At 62.4% G+C, this 13,489-nt stretch carries 10 protein-coding genes and 1 tRNA gene; 5 read left to right on the forward strand and 6 right to left on the reverse strand.

Annotated elements, in window-relative coordinates:
- A partial coding sequence (locus AC1DZ8_RS27835; RefSeq protein WP_477401948.1) for a DUF1499 domain-containing protein occupies positions 1-661 on the reverse strand: 661 nt, incomplete at its 3' end.
- A 210-nt stretch (positions 662-871) separates the two neighbouring features.
- Positions 872-2,500: a fatty-acid--CoA ligase gene (locus tag AC1DZ8_RS27840; RefSeq protein WP_477302653.1), complete on the reverse strand. Its 1,629-nt coding sequence runs from the start codon at positions 2,498-2,500 to the stop codon at positions 872-874.
- A gap of 209 nt (positions 2,501-2,709) precedes the next feature.
- On the opposite strand from AC1DZ8_RS27840, the gene AC1DZ8_RS27845 reads away from it, so the two are divergent.
- The 3 genes from AC1DZ8_RS27845 to AC1DZ8_RS27855 all read left to right on the forward strand — a co-directional run bounded on the left by AC1DZ8_RS27845 (position 2,710) and on the right by AC1DZ8_RS27855 (position 5,711).
- Positions 2,710-3,141 carry a hypothetical protein gene (locus tag AC1DZ8_RS27845; RefSeq protein WP_477302655.1) on the forward strand — a complete coding sequence of 144 codons (432 nt, stop codon included), beginning with the start codon at positions 2,710-2,712 and terminating at the stop codon, positions 3,139-3,141.
- A 144-nt stretch (positions 3,142-3,285) separates the two neighbouring features.
- The gene (locus AC1DZ8_RS27850; RefSeq protein ID WP_477302657.1) at positions 3,286-3,675 is read left to right on the forward strand and encodes a DUF427 domain-containing protein; all 390 of its coding nucleotides are present in this window, start codon (positions 3,286-3,288) and stop codon (positions 3,673-3,675) included.
- 299 nt (positions 3,676-3,974) lie between these two features.
- The gene (locus tag AC1DZ8_RS27855) at positions 3,975-5,711 is read left to right on the forward strand and encodes an adenylate/guanylate cyclase domain-containing protein (RefSeq protein ID WP_477302948.1); all 1,737 of its coding nucleotides are present in this window, start codon (positions 3,975-3,977) and stop codon (positions 5,709-5,711) included.
- A gap of 26 nt (positions 5,712-5,737) precedes the next feature.
- On the opposite strand, the gene AC1DZ8_RS27860 is transcribed toward AC1DZ8_RS27855, so the two are convergent.
- From AC1DZ8_RS27860 to ppdK, 3 genes are all read right to left on the reverse strand, one after another.
- Positions 5,738-6,472 carry a polysaccharide deacetylase family protein gene (locus tag AC1DZ8_RS27860; RefSeq protein ID WP_477302658.1) on the reverse strand — a complete coding sequence of 245 codons (735 nt, stop codon included), beginning with the start codon at positions 6,470-6,472 and terminating at the stop codon, positions 5,738-5,740.
- Between the two features lie 127 nt (positions 6,473-6,599).
- Positions 6,600-7,700, reverse strand: coding sequence for a glycosyltransferase family 9 protein (locus AC1DZ8_RS27865; protein ID WP_477302660.1), 1,101 nt, complete (start codon positions 7,698-7,700; stop codon positions 6,600-6,602).
- A gap of 174 nt (positions 7,701-7,874) precedes the next feature.
- Positions 7,875-10,580 (reverse strand): pyruvate, phosphate dikinase, encoded by a 2,706-nt coding sequence (gene ppdK, locus AC1DZ8_RS27870; protein ID WP_477302662.1) that lies wholly within the window; start codon positions 10,578-10,580, stop codon positions 7,875-7,877.
- 218 nt (positions 10,581-10,798) lie between these two features.
- Between ppdK and AC1DZ8_RS27875 the strand changes: the two genes are divergently transcribed.
- Positions 10,799-11,143 (forward strand): VOC family protein, encoded by a 345-nt coding sequence (locus AC1DZ8_RS27875; RefSeq protein ID WP_025583591.1) that lies wholly within the window; start codon positions 10,799-10,801, stop codon positions 11,141-11,143.
- A gap of 109 nt (positions 11,144-11,252) precedes the next feature.
- Positions 11,253-11,327, forward strand: a tRNA-Gln gene (locus AC1DZ8_RS27880).
- A 94-nt stretch (positions 11,328-11,421) separates the two neighbouring features.
- Here the strand turns inward: AC1DZ8_RS27880 and AC1DZ8_RS27885 are convergent.
- On the reverse strand, positions 11,422-11,970 hold the full coding sequence (locus AC1DZ8_RS27885; protein ID WP_477302664.1) for a hypothetical protein: 549 nt from the start codon (positions 11,968-11,970) through the stop codon (positions 11,422-11,424).
- Positions 11,971-13,489 lie beyond the last annotated feature (1,519 nt).

Here is a 13,489-nt window from a genome sequence, read left to right on the forward strand (position 1 = left end):
TGTCGACGACGACCGTGTCGCCGTCGTTGCTCACCCGGATTGCGACGTCGGCGGGCAGGCCGACCACGAAGCTCCGGGCCACGGCCGATATCGTCACCTCGTCCTGACCGTCTGTCACCGGGTAAGGTGCAGTAAGCTGCCAGTCGCGACGGTCGAGCACGGTTTCGACGGCGTCGACGACGGTTTCGAACGGCAGATTGTAGCTGTGCCCGGTGACCAGTGGATAGGCGTCGGCCTGCAGGCGCGCCTCGCCCGGCGTTGGCGGCGCGAGCACGTTCATGTCCTTGGTGCGGTCGCTGGTATCGAGATCAGGCGGATTGTCGAGATCGGTCGAGATGTCCCGGAGCGGCGGTGTCGTCGCCGCCCAATAGGCGGCGACGCCGTAGGGCGTCAGCACCAGCAGCGCCAGCAAGGCGCCAACCGAGAGGTCGCGGCCGCCGCGGTCGCCGAAATGCCACAGCCGGGATAGAGCGAGGCCGGCAAACAGCAAAGCGAACGCGGCAAGCAGGGCGACAATCGCCACTACCCACAGGAAGGCCGGCGTTTCAACCAGTTCGAAATGATGGCCGGCCAGCACGGTCAGCAGCAGCACCAGGGCAAAGGCGCCCGTGCGCCGCGACCAGCCGGCCGCCTTCGATGTCTGCCGCTCGTCAACGTCCATTGTCTTCAGCACCGCCCCAACCCGCACAGAGGCTTAGAACGGTTCAACGGTTGATGGAACCGTTGAACCGTTCCAGCTCTTCTTTTTGCGCGCAATTCCGGACGGAAAACCGCTGCGCACTTTTCCTGGAATTGCTCTAGAGCAACGGATGCTCAAATTGAACATCCCCTGCCTAACGTTTTTGAAGGTCAAGGAATCGCACGGTCCCGATCAATCCGTTGGCAGGCGATAGTCGCTGAACTGCTTGCGCAAGGTGATCTTCTGGATCTTGCCGGTGGCGGTGTGCGGGATTTCGCCGACAAAAGCGACGTCGTCGGGCATCCACCACTTCGCCACCTTGCCGTCCATGAAGGCCAGTATGTCGGCCTTGCTCGGCTCCTTGCCCGGCTTGGCGACCACCACCAGCAAGGGCCGCTCACCCCATTTCGAATGGTGGACGCCGATGGCTGCGGCCTCGGCAACGTCGGGATGGCCGACGGCGAGGTTTTCCAGGTCGATGGTCGAGATCCACTCGCCGCCCGACTTGATCACATCCTTGGCCCGATCGGTGATCTGCATGTAGCCGCCCGGATCGATATGGGCGACGTCGCCGGTATCGAACCAGCCGTCCTTGTCGAACTGCTCGGCGCCGACGCCGCCATAGTAGGCGCGGGCGATGGCCGGACCGCGCACCTTCAGCCGGCCGAAGGTTTTGCCGTCCCAGGGCAGTTCCTTGTCGTCGTCATCCGTCACCTTCATCTCGACGCCGAAGGGCGGGTAGCCCTGCTTGCCTTGGACATCGAGCCGCGCCTCGCCCTCGAGCCCTTGATATTGCGGCTTCATGGTGCACAGGGTGCCGAGCGGCGACATTTCGGTCATGCCCCAGGCATGGATGACCTCGACGCCGTAATTGTCCTGGAATTTTTTCGTGATGGCGCGCGGACAGGACGAGCCGCCGATGACGACCTTCTTGAGATGGGGAAGTTTCTTGCCGGTCTCCTCCAGATGCTGCAGCAGCATCATCCAGACGGTCGGCACGGCGGCGCTGAAGGTCACCTTCTCGGTGTCGAGCAGTTCGCAGATCGAGGCGCCGTCCATCTTGCAGCCGGGCATGACCAGCTTGGCGCCGATCATCGGCGCGCTTTGGCCAAGGCCCCAGGCATTGGCATGGAACATCGGCACGACGGGGAGAATCGTGTCTCGCGCGGAGATGCCCATGGCGTCGGGCATGGCGGCGATCATGGCGTGCAGCACATTCGAACGGTGGCTGTAAAGCACGCCTTTGGGATCGCCTGTCGTGCCCGAGGTGTAACACATGCCGGCGGCGGTGTTTTCAGGGAACGTCTTCCAGGCGAAGTCGCCATCGGCCTCATTCAGCCAGTCCTCATAGGCGACCACATTCGGCAGCGTCGTCTCGGGCAGATGCGCTTTGTCGGTCAGCACGATCACCTTTTTCAGCGATTTGACGGCGCCGGCGATCTTTTCCAAGAGCGGCATGAAGGTGAGGTCGACGAAGATCGCCTTGTCCTCGGCATTGTTCATGATCCAGACGATCTGCTCGGGAAACAGGCGCGGGTTAAGCGTGTGGTAGATGGCGCCGATGCCCATGATGCCGTACCAGGCCTCGATGTGGCGCGCCGTGTTCCAGGCCAGCGTCGCGATGCGGTCGCCGAGCACAAAGCCGTCGCGTTCGAGCCTTTGGGCAACCTTCAGCGCGCGGCGATGGATCTCGGCATAGGTGGTGCGAACGATCGGACCTTCGATCGAGCGCGACACGATCTCTCGTGTCCCGTGCTGCCTCTCGGCATTGTCGATCAGCTTGTGGCAGAGCAGCGGCCATTCCTGCATCAGTCCGAGCATCTGGTTCCTCCCATTGGTTCCTCGTTCTCCCGTTTTTTGTTCCATTGTGAGACGAACGGACGGATTGTCCAGTCATCAAGTCTCCAACCGTTAACGGCTGAAGCAAGCAGTGATCGAATCCCTGGGAAAACCGCCACAATCCGGCCATCCTCGGCGTTAACGTTCGTTAACGGGGCAAGGGGTGCGATAGGCGACTGAAAGAGGTTCGCATGGACGCGCAGCTCGACGACACGCAGGTGGAAGACAGGCCGTTGGACGACAACCAGGCCGGAGACGTGCTGCTGGACGATATCCAACTCGACGACAAAGAGCTGGAAGACACGCTGGCCGCAAGCCTGGCCGATCTGGTGCCGGAGGCCAAAAAGGTTTCCGAAGACGAATTTGTCGAGGTGGTCGGCGGCGCCCTCGAGGCGGTCGGCGGCACGCTGCTGTTCAAAATGTGCGTCCAGAACGAAGGCGAAGGCCAGCATGTCGCGGCCGCATCGATCGGCGATGGCGGCAATCGCCAGTTCCTGCTGCTCACCTTGCCGACAGGCGGCGGCGCGCTGAAGGTCGAGACCACGTCAAGAAGCACCAACCCGGTGGCCGGCATTGCCGCTGCCTATGCCGGCCTGATGGACGTCTTCAAGACCGCGGCCTGACGTTCGCATATTTGTGATCGTTTCAACGACAGACCAGGCTCACCTGCCTGTCACGATGGCCTTGCGCGACAGGTTCTCCGAACACACTTGAGGGATATGGGAAGCAATCCCCCGTGCTCCCAATCGGACAAGGAGAACCCCCGCATGGACCAGATCGCCAACCCCGCACCCGGCTTCCAGAGCAATCCCGGCAAGGTCATCACCGTCGAGCCCTATCGCGGTACCGTCGTCGTGCGTGCCGGTGATGCGGTGATCGCCACGTCAACGCGGGCGAAGCTTCTGTCAGAACCGCCCTACCCCCAGCATTTCTACATCCCCTTCGAAGACATCGATTTCACCCAGCTCGGCAAAACCGCCCTGTCGACGCACTGCCCCTACAAGGGCGACGCCAGCTACTGGAGCGCGCTGCCGGCCGGCGAGACCGGCAAGGACGCGATGTGGGCCTATGAGCGGCCTTTCGACGAAATGGCCGAGATCCGCGATCACGGCGCGTTCTACGCCAACAGGGTGACGATCGAAGCCACGCCTGCCTGACAGGCCGGACGCGGCTTGGTATGGACGAACGGCTCTGTTCGCATCGCTGAAGGGCAGCCAAACGCCCATCGCGATGCGCAGCCAGGCGACGATGGGCACCGCCTGCGCAGCAGCCCATCGGACCCTTGTTGCCGACACCATCGGCATCATCAAGTCTGACGAAGGTAAGGCCCTTGGCCTTGAGCGCCAGTATACCTTGCGTGGGCACGCCCGGCGGCGTCTGCTATCAAACTCTCAGCGGGTTCCGTGGTGATGTTCAGCGTAGGAACAAAGCACTAAAGTTGCCCATCATGAATCACATGGCCTCCCTGTCACGCGCACGTCTGCAGAAGACGGTGCGCGGCGTCGGGCTGCGCCAGATCCGCCTGATCTCGGGCACGATCATGTTCGCCTATCTGATCAGCCATTTCCTCAACCACGCGCTCGGCAACATCTCGATGGCGGCGCTGGCGACCGGCATCCACTACCACACAATGCTCTGGCATTTTCTGCCGGTCGCGATCCTGTTCTACAGCGCCTGTCTGGTGCATACCGCGCTCGGCGTCTGGGCGCTGTACCAGCGTCGGGAATTCAGCTGGAAGGCGATCGAGCCGCTGCAGCTGGTACTTGGCCTCAGCATCCCTATGCTGATCGTCGCCCATGTCGTCGGCGTCAGGCTCGGCCAATCCTTATACGGGCATGAGAAGTACTACCCGCAGGAGTTCTATCTGTTCTTCATTGCCTCGCAGTACCGCATCTGGGTCATGCTCACGGTGCTGGTGGTGGCGTGGGTGCACGGCTGTATCGGCCTGTATTTCTGGCTACGGCTGCGGCCTTTCTTCAAACGCGCCTCGCCGTTCCTGCTTGCCGCAGCCGTACTGGTCCCGACGCTGGCGATGCTCGGCATCTACCAGGGCGGCCGTACCACGGTGTCCAATTACCAGGATCCCAACTGGCGCCGTCAGGAATTGTCGACGCAGAAGCTCGGCACGGAGGCGCAGGGAAACATGCTCGACCGCGTCACCAGCGGCCTGACGATCGGCTATCTCGGCCTGCTCGGCCTTGCCCTGGTCGCACGCGGCGGGCGCGCTCTGCTGGAGCATCGCGGCGGAATGATCGCGCTGTCCTATGGGAACGGCCGCACCGTCCGGGTGCCGAAGGGATTGAGCGTGCTGGAGGCCAGCCTGCGCAACAACGTGCCGCACGCCAGCGTCTGCGGCGGCCGCGCGCGCTGCTCCACATGCCGCATCCGCATCATCGGCGACCACACCGCCCTGCCCGAACCGTCGCCGCGCGAGGCCTTCGTGCTGCGCCGGGTCGGCAGCGTCGATCCGTCGATCCGGCTAGCCTGCCAGTTGCGGCCGGCTACCGACTTGACCTTCTTTCAGTTGTTCCTGCCGCACATGATGTCAGCGCATGCGTTCGGCAAGGCGCCTGCGCGAATAGGCGAGGAGCGTTATCTGGTCAGTATGTTCGTCGACATGCGCGGCTCGACCCGGCTTGCCGAGAAACGGTTGCCGTTCGATACAGTGTTCATCGTCAATCGCTTCCTCGGCGCGGTCTCGCAGGCGGTGATGGAATCCGGCGGACGGCCAAACCAGTTCCTCGGCGACGGCATGCTGGCATTGTTCGGGCTCACCACCGGCCGGACGGAGGCTTGCCGGCAGGCGCTGCGGGCGGCGGCTTTGATTGCAGCCAATATCGACGAACTGAACCAGTTCCTCAGCCACGATCTGCACGAGCCGATCCGCTTCGGCATCGGCATCCATGGCGGCGAGGTGATCGTCGGCGAGATCGGCTATTCCGAGCACATGGTGTTCACCGCGCTCGGCGATGCCGTCAACGTTGCCGCCAGGCTGCAAGACATGACGAAGAGCCTCGAATGCGAAGCCGTGATCTCGGACGAGGTACGCGCGACCGCTGAAGTGGCCGAGGATGCCCTGCCGGCGCAGGACGTCGCGATCCGCGGCCGCAACGAGCCGATGACCGTGCGCACCGTCATATCGACGCGCGTGTTGTCGGCACTCGTCAACAACAAGCGCGCCGTTGTGGCCTGACCGGCCCAACCCCGCTTCTGGAAGCGTTAATCTGTAGTTCCGTCATTGCCGACGCCATCGGCGTCGTCGAGGCGCACGAAGGTCAGCCCCTTCGCCTTCAACGCCAGCAGACCTTGCACGACGCCCTCGCCGGCTGCGTGGGTCGGCTGGTTGATGTGGGCGATGATGACGTCGCCATCCTTGGCGGCGCCAATGCGACGGGCCGTTTCCTTGGCGCCGAGCAACGAGCCGCCATCGCCGTTGATCGAAAAGCCGGCGATCTTGAAGCCGAGTTTGCGGATCATGGCGATGGCCGATGGGCTGTACTCGGCGGTCGCGCCGCGGAACCACTTCGGCGCCGGCTCACCTGTGCCGGCAAGAGCGGCCGCGCCCGACTCGACTTCGGCCTGCACCGCTTCAGGGCTGCCGGCGCTGCGGATGCCGTAGATCTTGCGCGGCATGTCGACCGCCGGGATGTGACGGCCGCCATGGTTTTCCAGTTCGAACAGATCGGGATGCGCGCGCATGATTTCGACGGCGGCGGCGTTGCGCTTGAGCCAGATGCCGGTGACGAAGATCGTCGCCGGAATCCGGTTGTCCACCAGGGCCGAGAGTATCCGCGTATCGGTCTGGCCGCCGCAGGCGTCGAGCGTGAGCGCGACGCGGCCCACATTGCCGTCCGCATCCGCCTTGAGGCGCAGCGTCGGCTCGACAAGCGGCGCGGCATGGGCCGAAGGCACGGCCAAGATAGATAGCGCCAAGGCGCAAAGCAGCTTTTGCAAGGGATGCCTTGTTCTGTTTCCGGATCGGCGCTGTCATAGCCGCACCCCAAGACCCGCAACAAGGCGGAAATCGGGATATCGGCCGTGCAAAAAGCTGATATCCCGACAATGTGACCGCCGCGCACCGTCAGACGGCGTGTTCCAGCCCCACTTGCGTGCGTGACAGGATCTCGCGCACCGCGGCGACGACCGGTTCGACCTCGAGGCGCCAGACGCAGCAGGCCTTGCTGGGATCGAGCGGATTGCACAGGCTGCCCGCCACGCAATTGCACGGCATGGACGGCTGCAAAGCGAGGCTGGGCACGCCGACCGGCCCCCAGATGGCCGGGCTGGTCAGGCCGTACAGGCCGACAACCGGCGTTCCGGCGGCGGCTGCCATGTGCATGGGGCCGCTCTCATTGCCGACAAACATGCGCGCCTGCTCCAACACCGCCAGCAGCGTTTCCAGCGACAGCGCGCCGACGAGGTTGACGATCGGCGCGCCACTGGCGAGGATCTGCTCGGCCGGCTTGCGCTCGTCCGGACCGCCGACGAGCACAAAATCCAGTCCGGTTTCGCGCGCAATCGTGTCGATCACAGCGGCAAAGCGTTCATGCTGCCAGCGCCGGCCGTGAAAACTCGCGCCGGAATGCACGGCGATGAAGCCGTTGGGCCGCAAATGGTGCTTGTCCAGCAATGCCTGGGCCTTCGCCGTCTCCAGCGGCAGGGGCCGGATCGACGGCACGCGCACGCGCAGAGGCACGCCAAGCGGCTCGAGCGGCGACAGATAGCGGTAGAGATAGTGCTGCTCGCCAAAACCGAACGGCTCGGCAAACAGATTGGCCGGCTGACGCTCGTGCCAGCGCAGCGGCCTTTCCGGTGGATTGTAGCCGACACGGGTCCTGGCATTGAGGAACCTGACGATGATGCGCGAGGTCTTGGAATCGGTGAGGTCGATGGTCAGGTCGAAGCGAAATTGGCGCAGCTTGCTGGTCATCGAATAGAGTTCGCGTCCCCGCTCCAGCGGGGTGCCGCGCATGGCAGCGCGGCGGAAGGTCACGACCTCGGCGGCGATGCCGTGCGCGGTCACGAAACTGGCGAGGCGGGCTTCGCAGAGGAAGACGATCCGGACGCCGGGATATTCGAGCTGCAGGTTCCTGGCGAGCGTGGAGGATAAAACAATATCGCCGATGAACTTGGTCTGGAGGATCAGGATCGAGCGGAAGGGTTTGGGCGAAATCTGCAACATCTGTTTTCGGCACCGGGCGGGTTGGGGGACCGCGAAAGTGGGTAGAAACGATGTCGGGATTGCGTGTTAAGGCGGGCAAATCAGCGTGAATTTCCATACAAATTCGTAAGCTTAGCGCCAAACGGCCATGTCTGGGATGGCCGTTTGCGCGACGCCGAGAGGACTATGTCAAAATCAGGATGCGGCGGCGCTTTTTTTGGGGCGAGGCGCCGCTACCTTGGCAATCTGCACCGCGGCCTGCGCGGCAGCCAATCTTGCGATCGGCACCCGGTAGGGCGAGCACGAGACATAGTCGAGGCCGACCTCCTCGCAGAAGCGGATCGAGGCCGGATCGCCGCCATGCTCGCCGCAAATGCCGAGCTTGATGTCGGGCCGCGTCGCCCTGCCCTTTTCAGCCGCCATGCGCACCAGTTCGCCGACGCCCTCGATGTCGAGCGAGACGAACGGATCCTGCTCGATGATGCCCTTCTGCCGGTAGGTCTCAAGGAAGGACGCCGCATCGTCGCGCGAGATGCCGAAGGTGGTCTGGGTGAGGTCGTTGGTGCCGAAGGAGAAGAACTCGGCCGACTCGGCGATGACATGGGCGCGGATCGCCGCGCGGGGAAGCTCGATCATCGTGCCGGTGAGATACTCGATCTTGACGCCGGTCTCCTCCATCACGCTCTTGGCGACGGCATCGATGCGCGCCTTGACGTAATCGAGCTCCTTCACCAGGCCGACCAGCGGCACCATGATCTCGGGAACCACCAGCGCGCCGGCTTTCCTGCCGGCCTCGACGGCGGCCTCGAAAATGGCGCGCGCCTGCATCTCGGCGATCTCGGGATAGGAGACGGCGAGCCGGCAGCCGCGATGGCCGAGCATCGGGTTGAACTCGTGCAAGGCCTCGGTGCGCTGCCTGAGCTTGTCCGGCGACACGTTCATGGCCGCAGCAACCTCGGCGATCTCGGCTTCGGTCTTGGGCAGGAATTCGTGCAGTGGCGGGTCGAGCAGCCGGATCGTCACCGGCAGGCCGGCCATGATCTCGAACAATTCGAGGAAATCCGAGCGCTGCATCGGCAACAGTTTGGCCAGCGCCGTGCGGCGGTCCTTCTCGGTGTCGGCCAGGATCATCTCGCGCATGGCAACGATGCGCTCGCCGTCGAAGAACATGTGCTCGGTACGGCAGAGCCCGATGCCTTCGGCGCCGAAGGAGCGCGCCATGCGCGCATCGAGCGGCGTCTCGGCATTGGTGCGCACCTTCATGCGGCGCACGCCGTCGGCCCATTCCATGATGGCGGCGAAATCGCCGGAGAGTTCCGGCTGCAGCATCGACACGGCGCCCTTCAGCACCTGGCCGTTGCTGCCGTCGATGGTGATGATATCGCCCTTGCGGAAGGTCTGGCCCATCGACATCAACGTGCCGGCCTTGTAGTCGACGCGCAGCGAGCCGGCGCCCGACACGCACGGCTTGCCCATGCCGCGCGCCACCACGGCGGCGTGGCTGGTCATGCCGCCGCGCGTGGTCAGGATGCCCTCAGAAGCGTGCATGCCGTGAATGTCTTCAGGGCTGGTTTCGGTGCGCACCAGGATTGCCTTGCGGCCTTGCGTCTTCAGCTCTTCCGCGTCGGCGGAGGAGAAAACAATCTCGCCGGTCGCCGCGCCCGGAGAGGCCGGCAGGCCGACGCCGATGACGTCGCGCGCTGCCTTGGGGTCGATGGTGGGGTGCAGCAGCTGGTCAAGCGAGGCCGGATCGATGCGGGCGACCGCCTCCTCCGTGGTGATCAGCTTGTCGCGCGCCATTTCGACGGCAATCTTGAGCGCCGCCTTGGCGGTGCGCTTGCCGGAACGGGTCTGCAGCATCCACAATTTGCCGCGCTCGATGGTGAATTCGAGATCCTGCATGTCGCGGTAGTGCTGCTCCAGGCGGTCGGAGATGTCGACGAAGGAGCGGAACGCGTCCGGCATCAGCTTCTGCAGCGACGGCTTGTCGGAGCCGGCGGCGATGCGCGCCGCCTCGGTGATGTTCTGCGGCGTGCGGATGCCGGCCACGACATCCTCGCCCTGCGCGTTCACCAGGAACTCGCCATAGAGCATCTTTTCACCGGTCGAGGGGTTGCGGGTGAAAGCGACTCCGGTGGCTGACGTCTCGCCCATATTGCCGAACACCATGGCCTGGACATTGACCGCCGTGCCCCAGCTTTCAGGGATATCATGCAGGCGCCGGTAGGTGATGGCGCGGTTGTTCATCCAGCTCGAGAAGACGGCGCCGATCGCGCCCCAGAGCTGCTCGTGCGGGTCCTGCGGGAACGGCTTGTCGAGTTCCTCCTCGACCTTGGCCTTGTAGAGCGCAATGACGCCCTGCCATTCCTCTGATGTCAGCTCGGTATCGAGCTCGTGGCCGAGGCTCGCCTTCTGGTCCTCGAGGATTTCCTCGAACACTTCATGGTCGAGCCCCATGACGACATCGGAATACATCTGGATGAAGCGGCGATAGCTGTCATAGGCAAAGCGGGCATCGCCGGAATCGGCGGCCAGTGCCTCGACCGTCTCGTCGTTGAGGCCGAGATTGAGCACTGTGTCCATCATGCCGGGCATCGAGGCCCGCGCCCCGGAGCGGACCGAGACCAGCAGCAGCTTCGACGGATCGCCGAAACGGCGCCCGGTCAGCGCGCCGATATGGTCCAGCGCCTTGACGACGTCGGCCTTCAACGCGGCTGGATACGAGTTGCCATTGGCGTAATAGGCGTTGCAGACGTCCGTGGTGAGGGTGAAGCCCGGCGGCACCGGCAGGCCAAGACTGCACATCTCGGCCAGATTGGCGCCCTTGCCGCCGAGAAGGTTGCGGTCGCCCGCGCGTCCCTCCGCGGCGCCATCGCCGAAGGTGTAGACCCATTTGGTCATGCTCGCCCTCCAAGTCCTGGAAGATAGACAACACCGGAGCCAAAAGCCCGGTTCCCCCGCGTTACGACCCGAGCGTTATTATGCTGCAGTGCGAAAGGCAAGGCGTGGTCAGCCAAGCCCGGTCACTACAATCGATTAAGCAAAAGCTGCGTCAAAAAGACTTGCCGGCTAGTCGTCCGCGATATAGAACATACCATGAACAAGTTGGGAGTAGCGTGATGAAACTCAACGGAAAACTCGACTATCTCGAATTGCCTGCGACCGGCGGGACGCTGGACAGCGTCAAGGCTTTCTACAGCGCGGCCTTCTCGTGGTCGTTCACCGACTACGGGCCGACCTATTCGGCCTTTGGCGAAGGGCTCGACGGCGGTTTCCAGGCCGATGGCGCGGAGGCGCCGGCCAAACCGTTGCCGGTGCTTTATTCGCAAGACCTGGAAGCAACCCTCGACGCCGTCGAAAATGCCGGCGGCACTATCGTCAAGCCGATCTTCTCGTTTCCGGGCGGCAGGCGGTTTCATTTCACCGATCCGGCCGGCAATGAGCTGGCGGTCTGGGGCGAATAGCGAGCATCGCACCAAGAGGTGGATCAGTTTTGCACAGGGACCAACTCGGCATTGAGCTTTCGTGCCGCTCGTCCTATAAGGCCGCGCGCAGCGGGCAAAGCCCGCCTGCTGGGGCGTCGCCAAGTGGTAAGGCATCGGTTTTTGGTACCGACATTCCCAGGTTCGAATCCTGGCGCCCCAGCCACCATAGTTTAATTTAACAAAATCAAATGCTTACAGAGATTTCAATTTCTGGACGTAGAGTATTCTAGGTCACCTGTTTAGGCCTGCTGGCAAACTCAGCCTCTGGCGATCAAATCTGCTAACTCCAGCCCTTGCTGTATGCAGCAGCGTAGGCGGTGCCAGTCGCTCACAAGCACCTTGGTTATCTCGTTCATCTCTTCCAAAGCGTCTGGGCCGAGCTTCAGACCGCTGCCCAACATTCCGCCTTTACGTGCACGAAACTGCATCCAAAACCAGACAACTTGAAAGCCAGCTTCTTCCTTACCTACCGGCATTGGTTTGCCGTGTGCGATGAAATTCCGGAAATCGCCGGCAGCCTTGTTCGTGCGAGCCAACAATTTATCGGCTTGGCTCACTAGCTCTTTCCCGAATACATCCTCGCGGACATGCATTAGCCCTTGTGCCAGGTCTAGCTTGGCCTTGGCTGCTAGATGCGCGGCTACCGCCCAACCGATCAATTCATCGCCTCTGACAAGATCCTCGATAAAAAAGTCGATCTGTTGCTCTAGAATGGCCCAAGAGATCACGAACTTCCCGATAGCTCGCTCTAGCTCAAGTGCTTCGGGGGGCCATTCTGGCGTAGTGGGAGCAACTCGCTTTGCCATCGTTATCTCGACGATTCGGTGACTACGTCGGAAATGAGCCGATTATCTGCAGCACGAACCCGGTCACAATAGACAAAATTCCTAGGCCGATTGGGGGTCGATGAGCCCGAGGCCGATCTCGGGCATCCGCTAGCTTCTTCTCAAGCTCTGCGATCGCCAAAAGGCGCGAGTCAACGGTATCCAAGGGTCCAAGCGCGCCTATGGGGTGCGACAGCTGTAGCGAGGCATATAGGATCGAAGCACGGGAGTTCGTGCCGAAGTGATCCAACAATGTTGCGTCATCGTAGCCGGCCCGCACAATGCCCTTCGCATTAGCTACGTTCTGCCTTTCCATCACGTCTTTGTAGGCAGCTACCTCTATCCGAGCGCTACCGAGCGCTTTAGCGGCCACGTAAAGCCTATACTCCGGGATCAAATCCCAAGCTAAGATTGCGACTCCGGCCATGTCAGCCGTCAGGCCTGCGACCGACCACCAGCCCGATGCTATTTGGAAGACTGCAGCCAACGATTTCTCCTGACCTGCTCTGCGAGCCGAGTCCCCTTAGATAAGGGCATCGGGGCTATTCTGGAGATGATCTAGCACAGAAGGGTGCGAAGTGTTCCGCGCCCTTCGTATGTGTGGTCCGACCGCCGGTGTAGCTATCGTTATCGGGCATTAGCAGCACACCGGATCCGTTCACGGGTATTATGAGAGCGAAGGCATCACCGGTGCTCTTGAATTCGTCGAACGTGACAGGGGCGACATGCTCGACGACGCCTTGATGTCGAGAGCAGCGCTAATCGAGCGGAACCTTCCCTTCGTCGGGCGTGAGGGTTTGGCTATCCATTATGCCACCTGTCGCGTTTCTGCCTGGACGCGGATACGCGGCTTGATTCTTGTCGAGCGACCCCTGGCGGCCCTAGGTGTGCCCTCGAAATCAGGGCCAGCCTCTAACCAGTCTCGGCTCTTCGCCGCGAACCACTTCTCGTCTGTAGCACACGGTCTGTTTGTCACACCGCCTCGGTGGCTATAGAAGCCAAGATTGCTAGCGGTGTTGATCCGCTCTTGCTTAGTCCCGATCATTTCCTTGACCATTGCGTCGGTGAGTCCTGGCCACGGGTCGCGAGGTGCCCCGACAATCGCAACGAGGGCATCAATTGCGAGGTAGCAGTCTTGCACTTGTCGTAACAGGCGATCAGCAATCAGTTCGGTTACCCCATAGTTGGAGTTATTTCCTGAGCGTCGGGCGTCGTCGATCTCGGTCCGCACGCGGTCGCGAATAGCATCTAGGGGTGTGGTCATAATGTTGGAACTCCTTGGTCAGCCGACAGGAGCGTCGACATTTACCCTATAGCGGCCTTGCTGTTCTCGATCTGGAACACACTGTTCATCATTTGTTGACAGACAGCATAGGCTCCGCACTTGCCGGCCATATCTCAGCCGACGGCAATGTTCAGGGCGAGCCGTTCGCGATTTTGATAGGAATTGAAGCCCACAGTGCCAGGTGCGGCCTCGCGGAGCCTTTTAGATCCGGCCAAA

The sequence above is a fragment of the Mesorhizobium sp. P2_F7 genome, assembly GCF_056403695.1.

Coding starts and splice junctions, on each gene's coding strand:
- AC1DZ8_RS27840 (WP_477302653.1), bottom strand. CDS start 2,500: ATGCTCGGACTGATGCAGGAATGGCCGCTGCTCTGCCACAAGCTGATC.
- AC1DZ8_RS27845 (WP_477302655.1), top strand. CDS start 2,710: ATGGACGCGCAGCTCGACGACACGCAGGTGGAAGACAGGCCGTTGGAC.
- AC1DZ8_RS27850 (WP_477302657.1), top strand. CDS start 3,286: ATGGACCAGATCGCCAACCCCGCACCCGGCTTCCAGAGCAATCCCGGC.
- AC1DZ8_RS27855 (WP_477302948.1), top strand. CDS start 3,975: ATGGCCTCCCTGTCACGCGCACGTCTGCAGAAGACGGTGCGCGGCGTC.
- AC1DZ8_RS27865 (WP_477302660.1), bottom strand. CDS start 7,700: ATGTTGCAGATTTCGCCCAAACCCTTCCGCTCGATCCTGATCCTCCAG.
- ppdK (WP_477302662.1), bottom strand. CDS start 10,580: ATGACCAAATGGGTCTACACCTTCGGCGATGGCGCCGCGGAGGGACGC.
- AC1DZ8_RS27875 (WP_025583591.1), top strand. CDS start 10,799: ATGAAACTCAACGGAAAACTCGACTATCTCGAATTGCCTGCGACCGGC.
- AC1DZ8_RS27885 (WP_477302664.1), bottom strand. CDS start 11,970: ATGGCAAAGCGAGTTGCTCCCACTACGCCAGAATGGCCCCCCGAAGCA.